Genomic DNA, 20,055 nt, shown 5'->3' on the forward strand with positions numbered 1-20,055 from the left:
AATGGATTGGACTTCTCTTTATTTAAAAACTTCTGATTTAAACGTTTTTATCTTGGGAACTGGTGAAGTTGCAACCAGGCGGGCCAATAAATTTTTAGACCATGGTGCCAATGTAAAACTGGCAGGAAATAAATTATCTTCAGATTTAAAAAGCAAAGGTGCTGTTTTAGCTTCAACTGATGATGTAAATAATCTGGTTGAATGGGCTGATTTGGTTGTAGTTGCTAGCGGTGATGAAGAGATGTCATGTCATGTTTCTGAAATTGCAGGTGATAAATTAGTTAATCGTGCTGATTTTCCCTTGGAAGGCAATATTATTGTTCCGACAAGTTTCAATATTGGGGATATAGAAATATCTATTTTTACCAATGGAAAAAGTCCGTTGATGGCACGCCAGCTCAGAAAAAAAATCCAGTCAATCATCACTGAAGATGATATTGCCCAGATTGAACTTCAGGATTTTGCACGTTCCATTTTAAAGGATAAAGTTGAAGACCAAAAGGAAAGGCGTGATTGTCTTTACACTATTTTTGAAGATGAAAAAATCAGTGAATTTATTGAAAATAAACAAATTGATGAAGCTAAGGATTATATTGAAAAATTAATAAGGGGATTATTGTGATACTTAATTTAAGGGTTGACCATAAAATTGCAGATGTCCAGTCAATGGAGAATATCGCAAAAGAAATTGATGATCTGTTCTGGCAGCTGCAGGAAAGATATTCCATTGGGGAATATATTGAAATTTCCACATGCAACAGGAAAGAATACTATATTCATAATGACTACATTTCAGAAGATGATGACTTATTGTCTCATGAAAATCAAAGTATTATAATAGAATATGGTCAATCTGCCGTAATGCATCTGCTTCGTATGACTTCAGGTCTTGAATCAATGATTGTTGGTGAAGACCAGATTTTAGGTCAGGTAAAGGATGCAAAACATAAAGCAATGAAGAACCGTCATTGTGGCCGTTATCTTGATGCTGTTTTTACAAAAGCTATTCACGTCGGTCAGGTCGTAAGAAATAAAACCAACATTAACAAAGGTTCAGTCTCTATTGGTTCTGCAGCTATAGACCTTGCAGAAAAACACATGGGATGTCTGGATGAAAAATCAGTTCTTGTAATTGGTGCCGGAAAAATGGGCAAACTGGTTGCTAAAGCACTGGCTGAAAAAGATTTAAGTGCTATTTTTGTTGCAAACAGGACTTATTATGTTGCAGTTGATCTTGCAAAAGACCTTGGCGGTGAAGCTATTTTATTCAGCGATCTGGAAAAATATCTGGCCACTGCCGATTTGGTTATAAGTGCTACCAGTGCACCGCATCCGATAATAACCAAAAAACGTATTTTAGACATTGATATGGATTATGATAATGTTATGATGGTAGATATTGCAAATCCTCGTGATATTTCTGAAGATGTAGCTGAAACTGGCGTTAAATTATTCAATATTGATGATTTAAGGGAAATCGCAGACATCAATACTCAGCTTAGAATTAAGGAATTTGGTGAAGCTGAAAATATCATCAATGAAGAGTTCCTTTTACTTAAAGAATCATTTAAAATAATGGAAGTTGATGAACTTCTTGGTAATTTAAGAGCATCTATGGAAGATATAAGACAACGTGAAACTCAAAAAGCATCAGTTAAATTGGCTGATGTAGATGGTAGTGTGAAAATTTTAGATAATTTAACAAATTCTATAGTCAACAAGATATTTTTCGACATATCTAAAAACTTAAAAAAAGCTGCAAAGGATGAAAATACTGATATTCTTGAAGCGGCAGAATATATTTTTAATTTTAAAAAATAAAAGGAAGTTGTTTATTCAAACATTCCTTTAACATCATTATTTTTAACTTTACTTGTTTTTATTGCATAATTGACATGTTCCATGGTGATTGTTTCACTGTCATTGGCTATTGCATTGTGAAGAGAGGTTTTGAGTATTTTTTCTTTCAAATCCCTTCCGGACAGTCCTTTTGTAGATTTGACAATTTTTTCCAAATCCAAATCATAATCTAAAGGCATGGTCTTGAGATTATTTTTCAGGATGGTCAGTCTTTCTTCATCATCAGGCAATTTGAATTCGATTTCCTCTTCGAATCTGCTTCTTACTGCATAATCAAGAGAAGTCGGATTATTGGTCGCTCCGATAGTTATGACAGCTTCGTTTTCACTGATGCCGTCCATTTCAGTTAAAAGAGAATTGACAATTTCAGACACGTCTCCTCTTAATGACTGAAATGACCTGTGAAGAGCTACAGCATCAATTTCATCAATGAAAATGATTGAAGGCGAATTTTCACTGGCTTTTTTAAACAGATCGTGTATTTTGGATGCACCGTCACCAACATGGTCTCCAATTAATGTTGTTGATTTAATCAGATACAGTGGAACTTCAAGCTCATTTGCAAGAGCCTTAACAAGCATGGTTTTACCGGTTCCCGGAAGTCCGTAAAACAGGATATTTTTCGGAGCCCATGGTCCGAATTTTTCAGGTTCCTCCAGGTATTTGGTAATTACTTTAACCTTGTTTTTTGCATTTTTCTGTCCAACAATATCATGGAGGCGTATGTTTGAGTTAATATTTAAATTTTCTTTTTTGGAATTTAACTCATCGGTGATTAATTTGATTTTAGTATTTTCAGAAATTATTGAGTTATTTGGTTTTGCAGTAACGATTTCAAAACCGTAATCGGGAATGATTTTTTGATCAAATAAGTGTGAATTTTCACATACAACCAGTCCAAGCCACTGTTCACGAGCATATTCTTCAAATAATGCGCTGTTTTTAATTTCTATATCTTCGTCCATCATAGGAAAATCAAAAGGATATCCAACAGGTTTTAAGATAACCAGCTCCGCATAATCTTTGCTTTTAGTGTCTTTTTTAACAGATTTCTGACCGGTTGTTTTAATTTCTTGCTGTTTGTTGTCACTTTTCAAATAACTCACCTCCGATATTTTTTATAAAATAACATTTGTTTTAATTATTTAAATATTTGATGTGACAAAATAATTTCAAGGAGTTTTTTTTTCATGAGTTACAGAACAAGGAGAGTTATATTCATAACTCCATTTTATGCCTTATTTCAGTTTTTTCTGTTAAAATATATCTTTTTGCTCTTTGGAGGAGTTGAGGATATTCATTTAATCAGAATTGCTATTATTATTGGTTTTATTCATCTTGTTCCAATGTTTTTTGAAGCTCATAAATCAACCGTTTTTGGAAGGTTTTTATCAAATTTGGATGGAATCTGGATGTGGGCTTCTGTAATGTTTCTCATTGACATTGTTGCAATTTACATTGTAGGAATCTTTGTACAGATTCCTTTTGCTTTGATTTGCGCATTACTGGCAGTTGTTCCTGTATTGGGGGCATATAATTATTATAAGGCTCATAATCTGGTAGTCCATGAAAAAACTTTAAAAATCGATAACATAAGTCGTGAAATCAAAATAATTCATTTGTCTGATGTTCATTTCGGATCATCACGTCATAAAGCCATCATCAGCCAGATTGCAAATAAATTTAAGGAACTTGAAAAAGATTGCGATTTGGCAATAATATCCGGTGATCTGGTAGATGGCTCATGCGTCGTTGAGGAAGATGACTTTATGGAGTTTAAGGATGTGAATATGCCTATAATTTTCACTCCCGGAAATCATGATTATTATCCTGGAATTGACAGTGTTGTTGAGGCATGCAGGAAAGCCGGAATAATTGTCCTTGACAACAAATCTCTTGAATTTGAATGTCTGAATATTTGCGGAATCTCTTACAGTGTCGGTGACAGGCAAATGCCTGAGGTTGACCAATCCATTATCAAAGAAGGTTTTATAAACATTTTAAATTATCATGTGCCCTATTATTGGGAGGAATTTTCTAATTTAGGCTTTGACATTCAGCTGTCCGGCCATACTCATGGGGGACAGTTCTATCCTGCAGTTCAGTTTGCAGATTTGTTAATGTATAAATACAATAGGGGATTATTTAAGAATAAGGACGGCAAATATTTGCACGTAACAACAGGGGTCGGTTCAACTGACATTCCTATGAGATGGGGCACAGATTCCGAACTGGTTATTCTAAAATTAACATAGAGTGTGTAAAATGAGTCATTGTATGTCATGCGGCAAAATTGTAAATGATGAGTACCTTTTCTGTTTAACATGCGGTAGATTAAGGTTTGATTATGAAAATGTTAAATTAGATAGCTTGGACTATACTTTAACTGGTGAAGAATTCATGATGCAGGTCGCTAATCAGTTTTCTGATGTGTCTTCAAGATATTTCAATCTTATGGATGATTTTTCCCAATCTATTGAAAAGTATCGCAGGCAAATGGATGATATTTCAAAAGAATCTCAGTTTGCAATTTTCAGACAAAGAGTAAAACGCATGAGTGATGTATTTGAAGGATTAACTGGCCTGTTTGATGACATTTTAATTTCACTGTCAGATATTGTTTTTGAGGAACTGGCGCTTTTGAATATTCTTTTAAAAAATGCAGAGGGTGAGCTGAAAGATAGCTATGAAACTTCCCAGAATAAACTGATAAATTCTTTTAAGGGGTTAATCGATTCAGCAAAGGATTCCAGAAGCAGTTTTGCTTCAATCACTATTGCCTATCCTAATGAGAATTTTGACGTTGCAAAGGAAAATCTGCTTCTGCGTTTTGACAGGTTTGTAATTTTCCACGAATCTTTTATCAGGGAATTAAAATTTATAAAAGATAAATACTTAAATAATAATAGTATGTCATCTGAAGATAACCATAATCATTTTTGCATTTACTGCGGAGCCCGCATTAACGGTAATGAAAACTTCTGTTCCGAATGCGGAAAGCCTATTTATAAAGAAAAGCCTAAAGCACCAGAAGAGCCGGTTATTAAAAAAGCTCCGTCAGAATATGAATCAAAAATAACCAAACTGGAACAGGAATATAATATCAAACAGAAAAAAGCTAGTGAATTGGTTGAAAAATTATTTGACCCTGATCATTTTGCTTATGAACGTTTTACATCATCCATTACTAAATCAAACAACTTATTTTCAATTCAGGTGGATATTGCAAGAAAAATGGATGAGATGGATGCATCTGAAAATCCTTTTGTCGTTAGAGAACTTGATGCAAAAATGACTACTTTGGAAACTTTCATTGACAAGATGGAAGATTTGACTAATGAACTGATTATTCACATGAGTTCAAATAAAAAGGATAATGATGATATAAACAATCTTTTTAATGATATGGATGACTTGATTGATTCAGTAAAAGATTACTGAAAGTATTAAATCATACTTTCATAAATTTCTTTCATTTTTAAAGCATCCAAATCTCTTTGTGGTGTTTCACAGATAATGTTTGCTTTCCAGCCGTTATCAATTAAATTGGCCAGTAAATCTTCAATATTCGGACCGTATTCATCACTTTCAGCTAATACGTGATGTTTTACTTCGCCTCCACGGCCGTATTCGATTGTTGTAAAATGACAGTGCAGAATATCAATGTCAAGATTATCTTCAATTGTTGAGAATATGCAGTTGTAATCCTCTTTTTTGTTTAAAAATCCTCTGCCTCTTGCATGGACGTGTGCAAAGTCGATTGTAGGTTCAAAATGGTCAAATGTGGCACATAATTCAACTACTTCTTTAACATTTCCAAGCTGTGTTCTTTTGCCTGTAGTTTCCGGAGCAAATGTAAATTCTTCAATACCTTTAGCTTCAAGTTCTTCAAATAGTCTGTTGACAGTATTTTTGGATATTTCCATTGCTTTTTCAGGTTTTCTGTTCAGGTATGCCCCAGGGTGGAATACAAGTCTGTATGCTCCCATCCATTCTCCTGCACGTGCAGCGGCCATAAGGTGTCCGATACTTTTTTCAAGTTTTGATTCCTCTTTAGCGCATAAATTAATATAATATGGAGCATGCATTGAAACTAAAATATCATGTTTTTCGGATTCGTCCTTTAGGGTAGTTGCAGCTTTTTCACCAATTCTGACTCCATATGGGGACTGGTATTCATAGGAATCAAGTCCTTCGTCCTGAATATATTTCGGAGCTTTATATGCTGCGCCTTTGTAATTGACTGGACTTCCTGCAGGTCCAAAAAGTACTCTATGTTTCATATAAATCAGTTAAAAAAATAGTAAAAAAAGGAGGGAATTTAGAATATTCCCATAGCTTTGTTGGTTTTTGCAATAGATTTTTCGTTGTCACTTTCCATTTCTAAAAGTGCACGGATAGCATCTATGTTTTCCGGAATTACATCAGATTCCTGATGTACTGCCTGCATGTAGAAGAGTTCTTTTCCTACAACGTTAATGGATTCTCTCCAAACTGGAATTTCGTATAAATCGTTTCTGTTTCTTCCAAGTTCTTTAGCATATTCCATTAACTCAGCAGTGGATCCTAATCCTTCTTCAGCAGAAACCACCATTACTCTTGAACGTTTTTCTAATGCTTCAACAATTTCTTCGGTTTCAACTTCATTGTTGATTTCAACCATGATGTTGTGCTGGTGCATTAAAGTGGTAGGCACGAGCAATGCCATTGTGGTAACATCAATACCGTTCATTACGGTTTTTACATCAGGACCGTGGTGAGACGGTACTTTTGGAGGATTTGGAACAATAGCGTTAATTGGTCCTTTTTTGATTTCAGATGGGTCGGATCCTCTTCTTACCATTACTGCTCTAACTTTTTTAATATCTGCAATAGGGTCGATTGTTGATAATGTACGGGTTAAACCGGTAGTGTTACATGAAACTACTCTGGTATAATCTGCACCGTAAGAATCGTCATAATTGGAAATAGCATTAAATGAAAGACCTGTTAATTCATGGTCTTCTCCACCTTGGTAAATAGCTTTAACGCCTGCTTTTTTATACATTTCAAGGTTTTGCGGACCGATACTTCCAGGAGTACAGTCAACAACAACATCTGCTTCTTGAATCATGTCTTCAACAGTACCAGCTATTTCGATTCCGGCATCTTTGAATAGTTGTTCTCTTTCTGGAATTCCAATATATAATGGATATCCTTTTTCTTCAACTGCAGTTCTTGCTTCGTAATTTGGTCTAGTTTTACTTACACCAATAATTTTCATATCGTCTTGAGCAGCTACAGCATCAGCCACTCTTTTACCGATGGTTCCATAACCATTAATTGCGACAGTTTTCATTTTAATCCCTTTTTTATTTATAATAATTTTTTAAAATTTATTATATGATTTTAAATTTGTTTTTTAACTTATTTAAAATTTGATATTAACATTTTAGGATTTCAAATTTCTTGAACATTTTCAGATTTGATTATCTGAATTTTAGCTTTAATTATTTTGAGGGTTTTGTATTATTCTATAAATTAAATCAATACGATTTTACTTTAACGTTAACCTTTTTACTTTTTAATTTTATTTTTAAAAGGGGATATATATCAAAGTCTTTTCAAATTTAATTTTCAGCATTCAAATACCAATCGTTAAAGTTATATTCAAATTAAAATACATAGTTAATCATGAATTTTAATGTTGATGGCGAAGGAGATGTTCTGGTTTTTATCCATGGACTTTCAGACAGTCTTTTATACTGGGAAATTTTAACAAATAGTCTTAAAAATGATTATAAGGTTGTTCGATATGATTTAAGAGGTCATGGAAGTTCACCGTTAGGGGACGGTGAAATAACTATGGATGTTTATGTAAATGATTTGCTTGGTCTTTTGGAGGAGTTAAAAATCGATAAGGTAAATCTGGCAGGTTTTTCATTAGGTGGTATGATAGCACTTAAATTCGCCATTGAATATCCTCAAAGAGTATCCTCAATGGTTTTGATGTCATCTCCGTTTAAAACAGATGATCATATGCAGGCAATATTCAATCAGTTTATCAATTCTTTAAATAGCAGTTTTGAAGAGTTTTTTGATGTGATATTGCCTATGATAATGTGCCCTGATGTAATTGAAAGCAACAGGGAGGAACTTGAAATGTTTAAACAGATGTCTGCTCCTGGCGCAAATACTCAGGCATATATTAAAGCGGCAGAGGCATGTCTTGATTTTGATGTTGAAGATCATCTCTGTGAAATTAAAGTGCCTGTACTGATTCTGGCAGGCAAATATGATGATATTACTCTTTTAGCCACTCAGCATGACATGCATGAAAAAATTGAAAATTCAAAACTGGTAGTTTATAGGGACGTTAAGCATAATCTGCTTATCGGCGAAAATAATAAGAAAGTATTGGATGATATAAAAGAATTTTTAAAAAAATAAGAAAAATAAGAGGATTTATTCTACTTTAAATCCTGCTTCTTCAACTGCATCATTGATGTCTGCATCACTTACGTCACCGGACATGGTGATAGTAGTAACTCCAGAATCTAAATCAGCTTTAGCTGAATCAATTCCATCAACGTCTTCTAAACATAATTCAACAGCTTTTACACATGATGGGCAGTGCATACCCACTACTTTAATTTCTTTTTCAGCCATAATAAATCACCTTTTTATCGATAGTTAATATTATGTCATTTGTTTATTTAAAGGTTTAGTTATGCCTAATTTTTTAATTCTATTATACTCTTTTTTTGAAAATCTGTATTTGGTTAATGTATAAGAATAGATTATAACAATAACGGAACCTATATTGTGTATCAATGCTCCTTCAATTGGATTTAAGATGCCTAAAACTGCAAGTGCCATTGCAATAATGTTCAGTGTCAATGCAAACCCGATACTGATGTTGATTGTCTTTACGGTCTTTCTGGCAATTCCAATTAGGTGCGGAATGTCTGAAATGTTGTCGTTTATAAGTGCAATATTTGCTGCTTCTACGCTGACATCGCTTCCGATACTTCCCATAGCTATTCCCACATTGGCTTTTTTAAGTGAAGGGGCATCGTTTATCCCGTCACCAATCATTGCAACTCTGTTTCCTTTCACCTGCTCTTCTTTAATATATTCGGTTTTGTCCTCTGGAAGACAGTTTGCCCTAACGTTTCTGACTTTAACTTTATTTGCAATTTGGAGGGCGGTATTTTCATTGTCTCCTGTAAGCAGTGTTGTTCTCACGTGCATTCTTTTCAGATTCCATATGGTTTGTTTTGAGCTTTCACGCAAAGTGTCTGCTAGAAGCACTTTTCCAATCACTTCACCATCTTTTGCTACAAAAATCTGAATTTCTCCATTTTCACTTTCTCGGAATTTTATCGGGATATTTTCGTCTTTAATCAGATTATAATTTCCTGCAACTACTTTTGAATTATTCACAATTCCGCTGACTCCCTTTCCGATATGCATCTTAAAATCAGATACTTTAGCCAAATCTTTTCTAGTATAATGTCTCACAATTGCTTTAGCCAATGGATGTTCTGATTTTGATTCCAATGAAGCCAGTAAATACATCATTTCTTCTTTGTTTTGTGATATGACTCCGACGACTTCAGGTGTTCCATGTGTCAGTGTTCCTGTTTTATCGAATACCAGCTCATCGATGTATGCCAGCTCTTCAAGGGATTCTCCGTCTTTAACTAATATTCCGTATTTTGTCAGATTGCCTATTGCGGCCATAATTGCGGTTGGTGTTGCCAGAACCAGTGCACAAGGACAGAATACTACCAGAATTGTAACTGATCTTGCAATTTCAAATGTGAACAGGTAGGTTAATATTGCTGCTGTGAATGCTATCACTACAATCATTGTTGCCCATTTGTCTGCCTGTCTGACTATTTTTGAGTTTTCAGGACTTGATGATTCAACTAATCTGACAAGCTTTTGAAGAGAACTGTCCTCACTTGTTTTGGTGGTTTTCATCACAAAAGATCCGTAAAGATTTATTGTTCCGCTGTAAACTTCATCATTAACATTTTTGTCTTGAGGTATGGATTCTCCTGTAAGTGTTGACTGGTCAATTGAGGTTTCTCCTTCTATTATTATTCCGTCTGTTGGAATGCTTTCGCCCGGAAGTACTTTTAAAGTATCTCCGATTTCAACTTCTTCTGCTGATATTTTTTCTTCATTTCCAGCTTTGATTCTTGTAGCTGATGTTGGTGTCATATTAATAAGGTTTTTTATTTCTTTTTGAGATTTTCTTACAGTGTATTCTTCCAAAAATCCTCCGATTGCCATGATAGTTGCAATTTCTCCTGCAGCAAATACTTCTCCAATAATTATTGATGAAATAATTGCTATAGTTACAAGTAAATCTGCTTTTATGTCAAATTCACTGATTAATCCTTCAGCGCATTCTTTAAATATTGGTATTCCACATAGTAAAACTGCAATCCAGCTAATGTAGTTGAGAGATAGAATATAACTGCTAATTAAGCTGATTGCTGAGATGACAATAAACAGAATGTCCTTTTTTTCATCTTTTGTAAATTTCATATTAAACAGCCCCATTGTATAGGTATACCCCATAGGGTATAAAGTTATTTTAAAAAAAATTAAAGTCTGGAGTAATATTCCAAAATTGATGAAATATCTCCTAAAGCATCATCAATGTTTTCATCTTCCATTGCTTGTTTAACACAGTGCTCGAGGTGACCTTCAACAATAATGTGTCCGACTTTATGCAATGCTGATTTTGACGCATTAACCTGCATTAATATCTGTTCGCAGGGAATATCCTCTTCAATCATGCGATCTATTGCATTCAACTGACCTATGATTTTTTTTATTCTTCTGTGAAGATTGTCTGTATCCATACATTGTTTCAAAATAACACTTCCTATACCTATAGGGGTATATAATTTTCATAGTATATAAAGATTATCAAAAAATTTAATTATTAGACAAAATATAATATAATTATATAAATTTCTTAAGGAGATATGATGAATCTTACAAAAAATTATAATGGAAAAGAATTAACTATTAAAGTTACAGAAAGTATCGATACAGTAACGGCTCCAGATTTTGAAAATGAAGTAATGGATGAAATGGGTAGGTTTGATTCATTGATTTTTGACTTAAAAGAATTAGAATACATTTCCAGTGCAGGTCTGAGAGTTTTGGTTGTTGTAGCTAAAAAATTACAGCCGGACAATATTCCATTTGTCATTAAGGTCAATGACACTATAAAAGAAATTCTCGTAATGTCTGGAATGGACACCATCTTAAATATCCAATAAACTTCTTTTTTTTGAGTCTGTAAATGATATGGGCTCTCTTAAAACTTAATTTTAATATAAATGCCTTACTTTTTGATAACATACTCAACATTGTTGAATCCTAAAACTTCACTGTAGCTTATGTTGTCATTGTCTGAAAATTCTGCGTTATTTTTTATGATTTCCCGTTTTCCTTCATCTTTTATATTGATGGATATTTTTTCATCGTAATCTATCAGCAGGACTTCCAGAAAAACGTTTTCTTCATTTGATTTGAAGATATGTTCGATAAGATTATTTATCTCGTTGCAGGCATCATCGCTGACTTTCAGTGTCCTTAAATGATTGAGCATCTCTGTTTTTTCTGTATCGTTTGCACTTTTTAGGGAGTAGTTTCTTGTTTTTTCAACAAGATCCTTTTTAATAAATAATGTTCCTGAGTATTCGCTTTCTTTCATCTCTGCTATTTTAACATAAACTGCATTTACAACTACTGAAAGAATAAATCCTAATGCAAATGATATCCATATGCCGTTGAGGCCGATTACAGGGTATAACATGTAGGTGAATACAAGAGGGCCGAGAAATGTTGAAATGATAGCTATCAGTGTTGAAGCAAGGGTTCTTTCTATACCTTCATAATAAAATATCAGAATTTCTGCGATGACAAACGGTATGAAGGATAAGGAGTACAGTCTGATTGCGGCTTCCACAATTGAATCGTCTACTGCATGCAGATTATAGAACATTAAAAATGCATCAGGGTAAATCCATAAAACGGATATGAATACAATTGAACATATAAGTGACAGTACTATTGACCTTCTCACAATGAATTTGATGTTGAAAAAATCATTCTGCAGATAGTAAACCGGAACAACGGATGACAATGTTTCTGCAAACCCTACAACTATTATGCTTATTATCAGCAGTGCATTTACGCAGGCATTATAAATATCTAAACCTATAGTTCCTAAAATGCCTCCCAGTATCAGATTCATTATATAAACCAGCATCAAATCAAACAGTCCCACGCTTGCTCCAGGAAAACCTACTTTGATTATTTCAAGGGAATTTTTAATCCATGTTGAGAATTTAACTTTAACAATTTTAAATGTTCTTTTTGGGTCAAAATAATATTTTAAAACAAAAATCATACCCACTATATATCCTATGAGTGTTGCAAGTGAAGCTCCGCTGATGCCCATGTGGAAAACACCTAAAAAGACATAATCTAAAGAAATATTGACAATATTTGCAATTATAATTAAGGCTGATGCGAAATTTGGCTGGCCGTCAACACGGATGAACTGGCTTATGACAGTCAGGATTGTGGCAATTGGAAACGCTATAAACAGGTAAAATGCAAAATTTTTAACAAAAGGAACAACTTCTGCTGATGGAGGATGCAATAAGTTAATCATCTGATTTTCAAATAAAAAACATACTATAATTATCAGTACTGATATCACAAATGTAGTCAGCAGTGCTGATGTAAAATAACTATTGCTTGCCTCTATATCAAATTCTGCTCTTTTGTTAAGTGATAGAATTTGTCCTCCAAGACCGAACAGCCATTCAAAAGTTGTAACTAACAGCACTAAAGGCTCTAAAACTTGCAGTGCTGCCTGTCCATTATGGCCTATGTATGTAGCTACAAAACTGGCATCTACGATGACAGTTATATTTAATGCCATTGCTATGAGCATTGTCGGCAAAAATATTTCTCTAAATTTATGGGATATTATTTCATGTGTCATTTTCAAATCCTTAACTTCGAATACTATAATTAAGAATTTATTTAAAAAAGGTAATAAAATTTTAGGGATTTTTTTAAAAAATTAGGGTGATGGACTGAAAATCAGTCCGTTAAATTATTTTAGATTATTTCTTCATTAAACTCTTTAGCGGTTTCAGGGTCATTATGGTCTATAAACGGACTTTTTCCTCTGTCAATCTCTCTGATTTTTTTAATTTCACTGTTTGTTAATTCAAAATCAAAAATATCGATGTTCTGCAACATCCTTTCCCTTTTCATGGATTTGCAAATGCCTGCAATGTTTCTGTCAATGAGCCATCTTAAAATTATTTGGGGTGTGCTTTTTGAGTATTTCTCAGCAATTTCCACCAAAATCGGATTTTCAAAAAGATTATCCATACCTTCGGATAGAGGACCCCATGCCTGATGAAGAATTCCCATTTTTTCCAGGTATTCATTTGCTTCATACTGCTGGAAGTATGGTGTTGTTTCAATTTGATTTACTTGAGGCACAACGTCATTATTCATTACAAGATCAATCATACGGGCTGAATCAAAGTTGGAAAGGCCAATAGATAATAGTTTGCCTTCTTTTTGCAAATCTTGAAGCGCCCTGTATGAACCGTAATAATCACCGTATGGCTGGTGAATTAAAAACAAGTCCAAATAATCGGTTTGCATATCTTCTAAAGATTTGTTTACTGCTTTGATTGTCTTGTCATAACCTGCATTGCTCACCCAATTTTTGCTTATCAGGAAAATGTCTTCACGTGCAACTTCGGATTCCTTAACTGCATCGCCAACTTCTTTTTCATTATAATAAATTTGAGCAGTATCTATTGAGCGATATCCTACGTCCAATGCTTCAATAACTACGTCTTTTGTTTTCTTAGGTTCTATTTCATAAACACCAAAACTTAAAGCAGGTATTTTTTCGCCATTATTTAATTTATAATATTCGATATCTGGATTGGCTGTTTTTGTCTGTTCACGTTGTTTGGTGTTATCTTTTTTAAAAAAATTCAGATCCATAATATCACTAAAAAATGCTGTTCACATAAAGTTATCATTTATAAAATTATTAAGTATTTTGGTGATTGAAAATTGAGATGGTATGTGTGTAAAAAAATAAAAAAATAAGGAGGAAAATTTCAAGACTATGCTTGATTTTCCATTTCTTCAAATTTAGCAGGGAAGTACTCGTCTACTACGTACTCAAGCCCATATTTTGAAAAAGATTGCTGTTCTGCTTTCTTACCGATTTTAAGCATTTTCTTAATTTCGGTTTGCCAGAAATCAGTTTTATACCTTGGGTCTTTAGAAAGCTCTTTAAGCCTCATGACGTCTACATCTTTTAGTTTATCGGTAGGTAAATCGTAGTTGATAATATCTGATGCAGTTACTCCAATGAATTTAGCATCAGGAGTTGCGAGGTCGTGATTAACGTGAGCTAATTTTGCACTTCCAGAAATAATAACCTGTGCAATGTGGAATCCCCAAGGGTCTCCGTCGTTACAGATATAGACTGGTAATCCTAATTCTGTATTGACTCTTTTAAGGAATCTTCTTGTAGCACGGGCAGCCTGTCCTTTAAGCCCGACAATTAAACAGTTGTATCTTTTATGTGCATTTTCCTGAACTAGCCTGTGGAACATTCCCATGGTTTCCACTGCCAATACTTTGTCTACATTGTGGCCATCGAAGTCGACTTGATCAATAGTTGGTGAAATGGTGTAACCGGATTTCCCCATTCTGGTTGCATTTACTTCAGTACCTTCATCTATTAAGGTAATGTCTCCATAAACTGATGCTCCGTCTTCTTCAGGCATTAATCCTAAGTCTTCACGAGTGGTACCTAATGTAACTTCCAGGTCTTCTCCAACAATGTTTGATTCCTGCTGTGATTTAAAGCTGATTCCCCAACCTTCGGAAACGTAGTACATCTCCCTGATGGTAGCTGTTTTTTCTCTTGCAACCAAATCTTTACAGAAGTTAGCTACATAAACCATCTGACCTAATTTTCTAATCTGTTTTACATTACCTAATGATCTTCTTCCGTATCTGTCACCTAATACGTAGTATCTTTTGGCTTCATCATAGACAATGTTTCCAGTACCTCTTGATGGGACTTTAATGCTTGGAACTTTAGTTTTCTCAATTTCTTCAATAATTTCCTGTCCTAATCCTTTAAGTTTGTTATAGGTGTATTCTTTCCTTTGTTCTTTGTGTGTTTTTCCTTTTTCGTTAGCATCACTCATACAATCACCTATTCATCCTCAAAACCATCTTCCACATCATCTTCTTCGAAGTTATCCAATGCGGATTGACCTTCTTCAACGGCGTTTCCGAATTCATCAACTTCTTCCATGATGAGTGCATCAAATTCTTCCTCTTCCACTTCTTCTTCAACCTTTTCACCAAGAAGTTCTGCAAGTGCCCTTTTGGTTACTTTTGCTAAAACTTCGTGATATTCAGGAACTCCGGTTTCACCGAGTTTTGCAGCCTCTTCAATAATTACAGGCACATATTCTTCAAATACTTTTGAACGTTTTTCTTTTTCTTTAGCTGCTCTTTTAGCTCTTAAGTGTTTTTGCAGTTTACGTGCAAGTTTCATTGTTGCCTGTCTTATCTCATGAACAATTTCAGGTTCCGGTGATACACTTTGTTTTCCTGTTGAAAGGTAAGGTACCTGGGTTGAAATAATATTTACAAATAAAGTTAATGGGGTGTTGTCCATGTCTTTTAGACCATAACGTTTCCAGTCAATACTTTTGAGTGCTTCTGTAATAGCACAGCTTCCTGCATCGAATGTTAATGGAACTCTGTTAGCAAATCTCATGATTTCTGACTTTCGTTTCTCATTAACAACTCTTCCGGAATCTCCTCCGTAAGCAAGACCTGCTTCAATAATGAATGAAACACCACCTGCATATGTTACAGGTTTTCTTGTAATTGTGGTTACGAATTCAGGTTTAAGAATCTGTTTCATACCTTTTTCAATCTGTTCGGATCCGATTGGTATAAGTCCGTCTGTTGGTGGTGCCATAAATTTCATTTTCTTAAAGCATTGCACTATAGCTTCTGCTTCAGGAAATGTCATAGCTTTCGGACGTTTGTTCATGTCGATTCCGGTCATTTCTGCAATTTCACCTACTCTTTTGTTGGACATTCTTGACATGGATGAAGTTAACATACTTTTATATCTTCTGCTGTCTGTATTCTGAGCCATGGTCATTAAATCGTCAGCACTTACTCCTTTAGGGTGAGGTAATACTTCTTTTGGTTGAACAGGCACGACATCTGCCGCTCTTTTGAAAATATATTTGTGTCCTGACGGGTCTCTGAATGTGATTTTTGCATGAGGGTTTCCAATCATGGTTCTTCTGATGTATTCAAAAGCACCCTGTTCTGCAAGTGAGTATGATACGTCTTTGAACTGCAGTTCAATACATACTCCTGTGCTTTCAGCCTGATAGTCTTCCCTTTCCATTAAAATTCCACGGTTGTTTTTCACATCCATCTGGAATTTCATTTTCACTCCTTTAATTTCATCTCCGTCTTTGTAGCATGAAATTACACGTGCAGGTTTACCGGTAGTCATCTGTGATAGAAGTACACAACCACTACAACCTAATCCCTGCTGTCCTCTGGATTGGATGTTTCTGAATTTGGATCCTGCAAACATCATACAGTATACCTGCATGACATAGTCTTCAGGAATTCCAGGTCCGTTATCCTTGTGTCTTAAGATGTAATGTTCTTTGTCGATACGCTTCAATTCGATATCGATGTCAGGCAATATTCCGGATTCTTCACATGCATCGAAACTGTTTGTAATCAGTTCGTGGAAAACAATAGTTAAAGAACGAATTTTACCTGTGAATCCAAGCATCTGTTTATTTTTTCTAAAGAACTCGGATGGAGTCAGTCTTTGAAAGTCCTCTTCCCAATCAAGTCCTGCTTGTTCTTGAGCCAAAATTTTTCCTCCTAATATTAAGTATGTTTTAGTTATTATTGTGATAATATTTAAATGAAATGGGAGAGAGCATTTGATAAGTAATGTTTATACCCTACCCTAGCTAACTTGTTTAAATATATGGTAAAATAATAAATAAAAAACATGTAGAAAATATAGTATTTATACTATGTTATCTATATATGTTGGTTGAAGTATATAATAGTTTGCTATTAATTGCATAATTTTTATAGCAATCTTTTATTTAAATTGCTTTAACTATGTAATATTTATTTGATTCTCATTTTGGAAGTTCTTCATGGTTATTTTTAAAAATAAATAAAAAGTTGCATGGTCTTGTAAAATTGTTTTCACTTCATAAAATTGTTTTCATTTGAAACTGACTAGTTTAAATAATTTAAATAATAAATTAAAGTCCATGATTTCTAAAAATAGTATTAACAATATTGTCCGCAAACTTCACCTTGACGAGTTCATAGAATCGCATAAGAGGCTGCTGAGAGATAATCGCGGTGGATTTTTAATTCCATTTGAAGTTAAAATCACTGACAAGGAATATGAAAGGTATAGGCATCTTCCAATTGACTGGTCAATTTCTCCGATAACTAAAGATGATTTGCCGGCTGAATTTTCGGATAAGGCTGTAAAAACTGTTGACATGTTTAGAAAGAAAACTCATGACTTAAATGTGGAATGCATGATTTATTTTGATATTGAAACTGGAAACATTGTTTCATGTAATTTTGCTGATGATGATGCTCCTGGCCATGTAAGTGGGGCAATATATCCGAATTTTCTTAAAGGAATGCATATTGCTTCTGCTCATAATCATCCAATTAAATATGGTTCTCCTCCTTCGGGCAAAAATTTTGAAATGTTGCAGCATGACTTTGAAGAATTTGAAATTGTATTATCTCAAAGGGAATTATGGGTTTTAGAATCAAAAACAGAGGTTTTTGATGAGTCCTTTGTTAATGAAATTCGTAAAGATTTGGATGAAGGTTTACAAGCTATTTTGGATGAAATTTGTGAAGACTTTGATGAAGGTTATCTTGTATTGGATAATCTTAATGAGAAATATGGTAATTTTTTGTTAGGTTATTTAAATAATAGATTGGATAATATTAAACTAACTAGGAGGTATTTGGATGGATGATTATTATCAAGGTGAAAAAAAAGTAATAGTTACTAAAGATGTTGGTTTTAATAAATCTGAACTTATTTCACCAGAAAATCGTCAAAAATCTCGAGAAAGAATGAATAATCCAAATATAGTTTCTGGAAAATACAAATTAAAAGAGATTTTTGCTGATATAGGCATTACAGTCATTCCTGAAAAAATGACTTTTTGGTATTGGTTCACAGAATAATTAAAAAATAAGTTTTAGGAGTATTAACTCCTAATAATCTTTTTCATCAAAGTCGATGCCATCCTTGAATTCAATTTTATCGTCTTCAATTCCAACAAGGTCTTTGAATTCTTTCATTTTTAAAGTTTCTTTTTTATGTTCTAAAAATCCATAGACAGATTTGTGTCTGGATCCGTTCAAAATCATTTCAATAGCTTCTTTTGCAATCATGATATTGTCCATTTCACCAATGATGGATACGGTTTTACCATATACAGCCATGTCCACTTCAGCCATTTCCATAATTATTTCACGTGTTTTCCCGTCTTTTCCTATAATTCTGCCTTTATGTCTTGCAAGGGCTTTTTTGGATTTTCCAATGTATAATGGTAAGCTGATAACTTCCAGATAAATATCATCACTGACAAGTTTTAAAGCAACTTCAGGATTGAATCCACGTGCCACTGCTTTAACGATATGGTTTGCATTCCAGACTCCTAACGGGTCTTCCATGTCTTCACTAGGTGTAATGTAAACAGTACCGTCATCACTATCTATGTCCAGCAGTGTTCCTGTTGCTTTTTCAATTGATTTTTTTACATTACCGTTGCTTCCGATTAAAGCCCCAACTCTGTTTTGAGGTATTTTTAAATAATCTGTTTCCGGCATTTTATCACCTTTTTAAATTAGAATTACTATTATTTATTTTGTTTAAATTTTTTAAATGTTTTTATAAAAATTGATGTTTTAAATTGTGAGATTAATATTTCTAATTTAATGATATCTTTAAAATGGGTAAATTTAAAAAAAGATAATTAAATATATGTCTTTTGTTCATGACTTGGAAGGTGAATTCAAATGTCATGTTGATTTGGTTTCATCATGCAGTCATAATAAGGAATTTTTAAATAAAATCAAAAAAGATGTGGTTATAATCTATGAATGCTAAAGATGAAAAACATATTAAGAAAATCATAGAATACTGTGAAGCGACAGCACGTGATATTTAAAATTTGAGAATTGGTTTTTAAATTATAAAAATGCGTAATATTGCTAGAATTACGGCTATTATTATATATAATTTAATTGTACCATTCCAGCTTCTAAGATTAAATGGCAATATTTTATCTAACAAATCAGGGGATAATAACACGAATAATATGGCTATTAAAAATATTGATTGCAATAAATTGGATGTAAAATATGATGAAACTAAAATGTCTTTGACATAGTCATTTAAACATATTCCAATTAGTATACTTAATGGAAATCCAATAAAATAATACATCACAGGATGATATCCTAATGTATTTTCGTAATGTGTGTTTCCCATTTCATCTTCTTTTTGAACACGGCAATTTTCATCATCGAATACATCAAGTCTTAATAACATGAAAATTAATGGTATTTGCTGTGATAAAAACATTATGGCCGCAGAAATTGGACCAGAATTTTTGAGATTTGGATAAAAGAACATCAGTGAAAGACCTAAATTCAGAATGCCAATAATATAAAACACTACAGAGTAATTCATTCCGATATGGTATTTTGAAACTAAACCATATTTTCTATCAAACCAATCTCTTTTATAGGAAAAAATGGCCATAAGTGCACTTATTACAGTCAAAGAAAATACTGTGAAAAATATGTTTGTTGAGGGTATTACAGATATCAGAATTGAAAGGATAATTCCTCCTACAAAACCTAAAATAAAAATATATATTGAATATATTTTAAGCTCTTCAGAATCTAAAAGCCACCATGGCTTGTTAATAATTGAAAAAAAATCGTTGTGCATTTATTAAACCTACTTTCAATAATTAAAAAATGTAATCTTTTTTTACT

21 protein-coding genes are annotated in these 20,055 nt (G+C 33.5%); 9 read left to right on the plus strand and 12 right to left on the minus strand.

From position 1 onward, the window contains the following. Position 1: 1 nt before the first annotated feature. Positions 2 to 622 (plus strand): bifunctional precorrin-2 dehydrogenase/sirohydrochlorin ferrochelatase, encoded by a 621-nt coding sequence (locus QZN33_RS01800; RefSeq protein WP_296788951.1) that lies wholly within the window; start codon positions 2 to 4, stop codon positions 620 to 622. Beyond that, positions 619 to 1,821: a glutamyl-tRNA reductase gene (gene hemA / locus QZN33_RS01805; RefSeq protein WP_296788953.1), complete on the plus strand. Its 1,203-nt coding sequence runs from the start codon at positions 619 to 621 to the stop codon at positions 1,819 to 1,821. Before QZN33_RS01800 ends, hemA begins: the two co-directional genes overlap by 4 nt. An 11-nt stretch (positions 1,822 to 1,832) precedes the next feature. Here hemA and QZN33_RS01810 read toward each other — a convergent pair whose 3' ends face one another. Beyond that, positions 1,833 to 2,957: an AAA family ATPase gene (locus QZN33_RS01810; protein WP_296788954.1), complete on the minus strand. Its 1,125-nt coding sequence runs from the start codon at positions 2,955 to 2,957 to the stop codon at positions 1,833 to 1,835. A 93-nt stretch (positions 2,958 to 3,050) separates the two neighbouring features. Here QZN33_RS01810 and QZN33_RS01815 point away from each other — a divergent pair, with 93 nt between their 5' ends. After that, positions 3,051 to 4,115, plus strand: coding sequence for a metallophosphoesterase (locus tag QZN33_RS01815; protein ID WP_296788955.1), 1,065 nt, complete (start codon positions 3,051 to 3,053; stop codon positions 4,113 to 4,115). Between the two features lie 10 nt (positions 4,116 to 4,125). Beyond that, positions 4,126 to 5,301 carry a zinc ribbon domain-containing protein gene (locus tag QZN33_RS01820; protein ID WP_296788957.1) on the plus strand — a complete coding sequence of 392 codons (1,176 nt, stop codon included), beginning with the start codon at positions 4,126 to 4,128 and terminating at the stop codon, positions 5,299 to 5,301. Positions 5,302 to 5,306: 5 nt separating this feature from the next. Here the strand turns inward: QZN33_RS01820 and QZN33_RS01825 are convergent, their stop codons facing one another. Together QZN33_RS01825 and QZN33_RS01830 are read right to left on the minus strand one after the other, a co-directional pair. After that, complete coding sequence (locus QZN33_RS01825) at positions 5,307 to 6,143, minus strand: TIM barrel protein (protein ID WP_296788959.1); 837 nt, start codon at positions 6,141 to 6,143, stop codon at positions 5,307 to 5,309. 38 nt (positions 6,144 to 6,181) lie between these two features. Further along, positions 6,182 to 7,198 (minus strand): phosphorylating glyceraldehyde-3-phosphate dehydrogenase, encoded by a 1,017-nt coding sequence (locus QZN33_RS01830; RefSeq protein WP_296788961.1) that lies wholly within the window; start codon positions 7,196 to 7,198, stop codon positions 6,182 to 6,184. Between the two features lie 335 nt (positions 7,199 to 7,533). Here QZN33_RS01830 and QZN33_RS01835 point away from each other — a divergent pair, with 335 nt between their 5' ends. After that, a complete protein-coding gene (locus QZN33_RS01835; protein WP_296788963.1) occupies positions 7,534 to 8,289 on the plus strand; it encodes an alpha/beta fold hydrolase in 756 nt (251 codons plus the stop codon). Between the two features lie 15 nt (positions 8,290 to 8,304). Here the strand turns inward: QZN33_RS01835 and QZN33_RS01840 are convergent, their stop codons facing one another. Genes QZN33_RS01840 through QZN33_RS01850 form a run of 3 tightly spaced genes read right to left on the minus strand, consistent with a single transcriptional unit; the run spans position 8,305 to position 10,733 of the window. Continuing rightward, positions 8,305 to 8,508: a heavy-metal-associated domain-containing protein gene (locus QZN33_RS01840; RefSeq protein WP_296788965.1), complete on the minus strand. Its 204-nt coding sequence runs from the start codon at positions 8,506 to 8,508 to the stop codon at positions 8,305 to 8,307. Between the two features lie 30 nt (positions 8,509 to 8,538). After that, positions 8,539 to 10,401 carry a cation-translocating P-type ATPase gene (locus QZN33_RS01845; RefSeq protein WP_296788967.1) on the minus strand — a complete coding sequence of 621 codons (1,863 nt, stop codon included), beginning with the start codon at positions 10,399 to 10,401 and terminating at the stop codon, positions 8,539 to 8,541. Positions 10,402 to 10,460: 59 nt separating this feature from the next. Further along, entirely contained in the window at positions 10,461 to 10,733 is a 273-nt protein-coding gene (locus tag QZN33_RS01850; protein ID WP_296788969.1) for a metal-sensing transcriptional repressor, read from the minus strand. Positions 10,734 to 10,850: 117 nt separating this feature from the next. On the opposite strand from QZN33_RS01850, the gene QZN33_RS01855 reads away from it, so the two are divergent. Beyond that, the gene (locus QZN33_RS01855) at positions 10,851 to 11,147 is read left to right on the plus strand and encodes an STAS domain-containing protein (protein ID WP_296788972.1); all 297 of its coding nucleotides are present in this window, start codon (positions 10,851 to 10,853) and stop codon (positions 11,145 to 11,147) included. Between the two features lie 65 nt (positions 11,148 to 11,212). On the opposite strand, the gene QZN33_RS01860 is transcribed toward QZN33_RS01855, so the two are convergent. The 4 genes from QZN33_RS01860 to top6B all read right to left on the minus strand — a co-directional run bounded on the left by QZN33_RS01860 (position 11,213) and on the right by top6B (position 16,861). After that, positions 11,213 to 12,886: an MATE family efflux transporter gene (locus QZN33_RS01860; RefSeq protein ID WP_296788976.1), complete on the minus strand. Its 1,674-nt coding sequence runs from the start codon at positions 12,884 to 12,886 to the stop codon at positions 11,213 to 11,215. Positions 12,887 to 13,005: 119 nt separating this feature from the next. Further along, positions 13,006 to 13,917, minus strand: coding sequence for an aldo/keto reductase (locus tag QZN33_RS01865; RefSeq protein ID WP_296788978.1), 912 nt, complete (start codon positions 13,915 to 13,917; stop codon positions 13,006 to 13,008). Positions 13,918 to 14,042: 125 nt separating this feature from the next. Beyond that, a complete protein-coding gene (locus QZN33_RS01870; protein WP_296788980.1) occupies positions 14,043 to 15,143 on the minus strand; it encodes a DNA topoisomerase IV subunit A in 1,101 nt (366 codons plus the stop codon). 8 nt (positions 15,144 to 15,151) lie between these two features. Beyond that, positions 15,152 to 16,861 carry a DNA topoisomerase VI subunit B gene (gene top6B, locus QZN33_RS01875; RefSeq protein WP_296788982.1) on the minus strand — a complete coding sequence of 570 codons (1,710 nt, stop codon included), beginning with the start codon at positions 16,859 to 16,861 and terminating at the stop codon, positions 15,152 to 15,154. A gap of 418 nt (positions 16,862 to 17,279) precedes the next feature. On the opposite strand from top6B, the gene QZN33_RS01880 reads away from it, so the two are divergent. Together QZN33_RS01880 and QZN33_RS01885 are read left to right on the plus strand one after the other, a co-directional pair. Then, positions 17,280 to 18,017: a hypothetical protein gene (locus QZN33_RS01880; protein ID WP_296788984.1), complete on the plus strand. Its 738-nt coding sequence runs from the start codon at positions 17,280 to 17,282 to the stop codon at positions 18,015 to 18,017. Next, a complete protein-coding gene (locus QZN33_RS01885) occupies positions 18,010 to 18,231 on the plus strand; it encodes a hypothetical protein (protein WP_296788986.1) in 222 nt (73 codons plus the stop codon). The genes QZN33_RS01880 and QZN33_RS01885 overlap by 8 nt, the downstream gene beginning before the upstream one ends. A gap of 30 nt (positions 18,232 to 18,261) precedes the next feature. On the opposite strand, the gene QZN33_RS01890 is transcribed toward QZN33_RS01885, so the two are convergent. Then, complete coding sequence (locus tag QZN33_RS01890) at positions 18,262 to 18,879, minus strand: KH domain-containing protein (protein WP_296788988.1); 618 nt, start codon at positions 18,877 to 18,879, stop codon at positions 18,262 to 18,264. 154 nt (positions 18,880 to 19,033) lie between these two features. Here QZN33_RS01890 and QZN33_RS01895 point away from each other — a divergent pair, with 154 nt between their 5' ends. Continuing rightward, positions 19,034 to 19,159, plus strand: a complete 126-nt coding sequence (locus QZN33_RS01895; RefSeq protein ID WP_296788990.1) for a hypothetical protein — start codon at positions 19,034 to 19,036, stop codon at positions 19,157 to 19,159. A gap of 78 nt (positions 19,160 to 19,237) precedes the next feature. Here the strand turns inward: QZN33_RS01895 and QZN33_RS01900 are convergent, their stop codons facing one another. Beyond that, a complete protein-coding gene (locus tag QZN33_RS01900) occupies positions 19,238 to 20,008 on the minus strand; it encodes a hypothetical protein (RefSeq protein ID WP_296788992.1) in 771 nt (256 codons plus the stop codon). Between the last annotated feature and the right edge of the window lie 47 nt (positions 20,009 to 20,055).

It is taken from the genome of uncultured Methanobrevibacter sp., from assembly GCF_900314615.1.
In the GTDB taxonomy this organism is placed as follows: domain Archaea; phylum Methanobacteriota; class Methanobacteria; order Methanobacteriales; family Methanobacteriaceae; genus Methanocatella.

Coding starts and splice junctions, on each gene's coding strand:
- QZN33_RS01820 (WP_296788957.1), top strand. CDS start 4,126: ATGAGTCATTGTATGTCATGCGGCAAAATTGTAAATGATGAGTACCTT.
- QZN33_RS01840 (WP_296788965.1), bottom strand. CDS start 8,508: ATGGCTGAAAAAGAAATTAAAGTAGTGGGTATGCACTGCCCATCATGT.
- QZN33_RS01895 (WP_296788990.1), top strand. CDS start 19,034: ATGTCTTTTGTTCATGACTTGGAAGGTGAATTCAAATGTCATGTTGAT.
- QZN33_RS01880 (WP_296788984.1), top strand. CDS start 17,280: ATGATTTCTAAAAATAGTATTAACAATATTGTCCGCAAACTTCACCTT.
- QZN33_RS01870 (WP_296788980.1), bottom strand. CDS start 15,143: ATGAGTGATGCTAACGAAAAAGGAAAAACACACAAAGAACAAAGGAAA.
- QZN33_RS01815 (WP_296788955.1), top strand. CDS start 3,051: ATGAGTTACAGAACAAGGAGAGTTATATTCATAACTCCATTTTATGCC.
- QZN33_RS01800 (WP_296788951.1), top strand. CDS start 2: ATGGATTGGACTTCTCTTTATTTAAAAACTTCTGATTTAAACGTTTTT.
- QZN33_RS01830 (WP_296788961.1), bottom strand. CDS start 7,198: ATGAAAACTGTCGCAATTAATGGTTATGGAACCATCGGTAAAAGAGTG.
- QZN33_RS01885 (WP_296788986.1), top strand. CDS start 18,010: ATGGATGATTATTATCAAGGTGAAAAAAAAGTAATAGTTACTAAAGAT.
- QZN33_RS01835 (WP_296788963.1), top strand. CDS start 7,534: ATGAATTTTAATGTTGATGGCGAAGGAGATGTTCTGGTTTTTATCCAT.
- QZN33_RS01825 (WP_296788959.1), bottom strand. CDS start 6,143: ATGAAACATAGAGTACTTTTTGGACCTGCAGGAAGTCCAGTCAATTAC.
- QZN33_RS01890 (WP_296788988.1), bottom strand. CDS start 18,879: ATGCCGGAAACAGATTATTTAAAAATACCTCAAAACAGAGTTGGGGCT.
- QZN33_RS01900 (WP_296788992.1), bottom strand. CDS start 20,008: ATGCACAACGATTTTTTTTCAATTATTAACAAGCCATGGTGGCTTTTA.
- QZN33_RS01845 (WP_296788967.1), bottom strand. CDS start 10,401: ATGAAATTTACAAAAGATGAAAAAAAGGACATTCTGTTTATTGTCATC.
- QZN33_RS01860 (WP_296788976.1), bottom strand. CDS start 12,886: ATGACACATGAAATAATATCCCATAAATTTAGAGAAATATTTTTGCCG.
- QZN33_RS01865 (WP_296788978.1), bottom strand. CDS start 13,917: ATGGATCTGAATTTTTTTAAAAAAGATAACACCAAACAACGTGAACAG.
- QZN33_RS01855 (WP_296788972.1), top strand. CDS start 10,851: ATGAATCTTACAAAAAATTATAATGGAAAAGAATTAACTATTAAAGTT.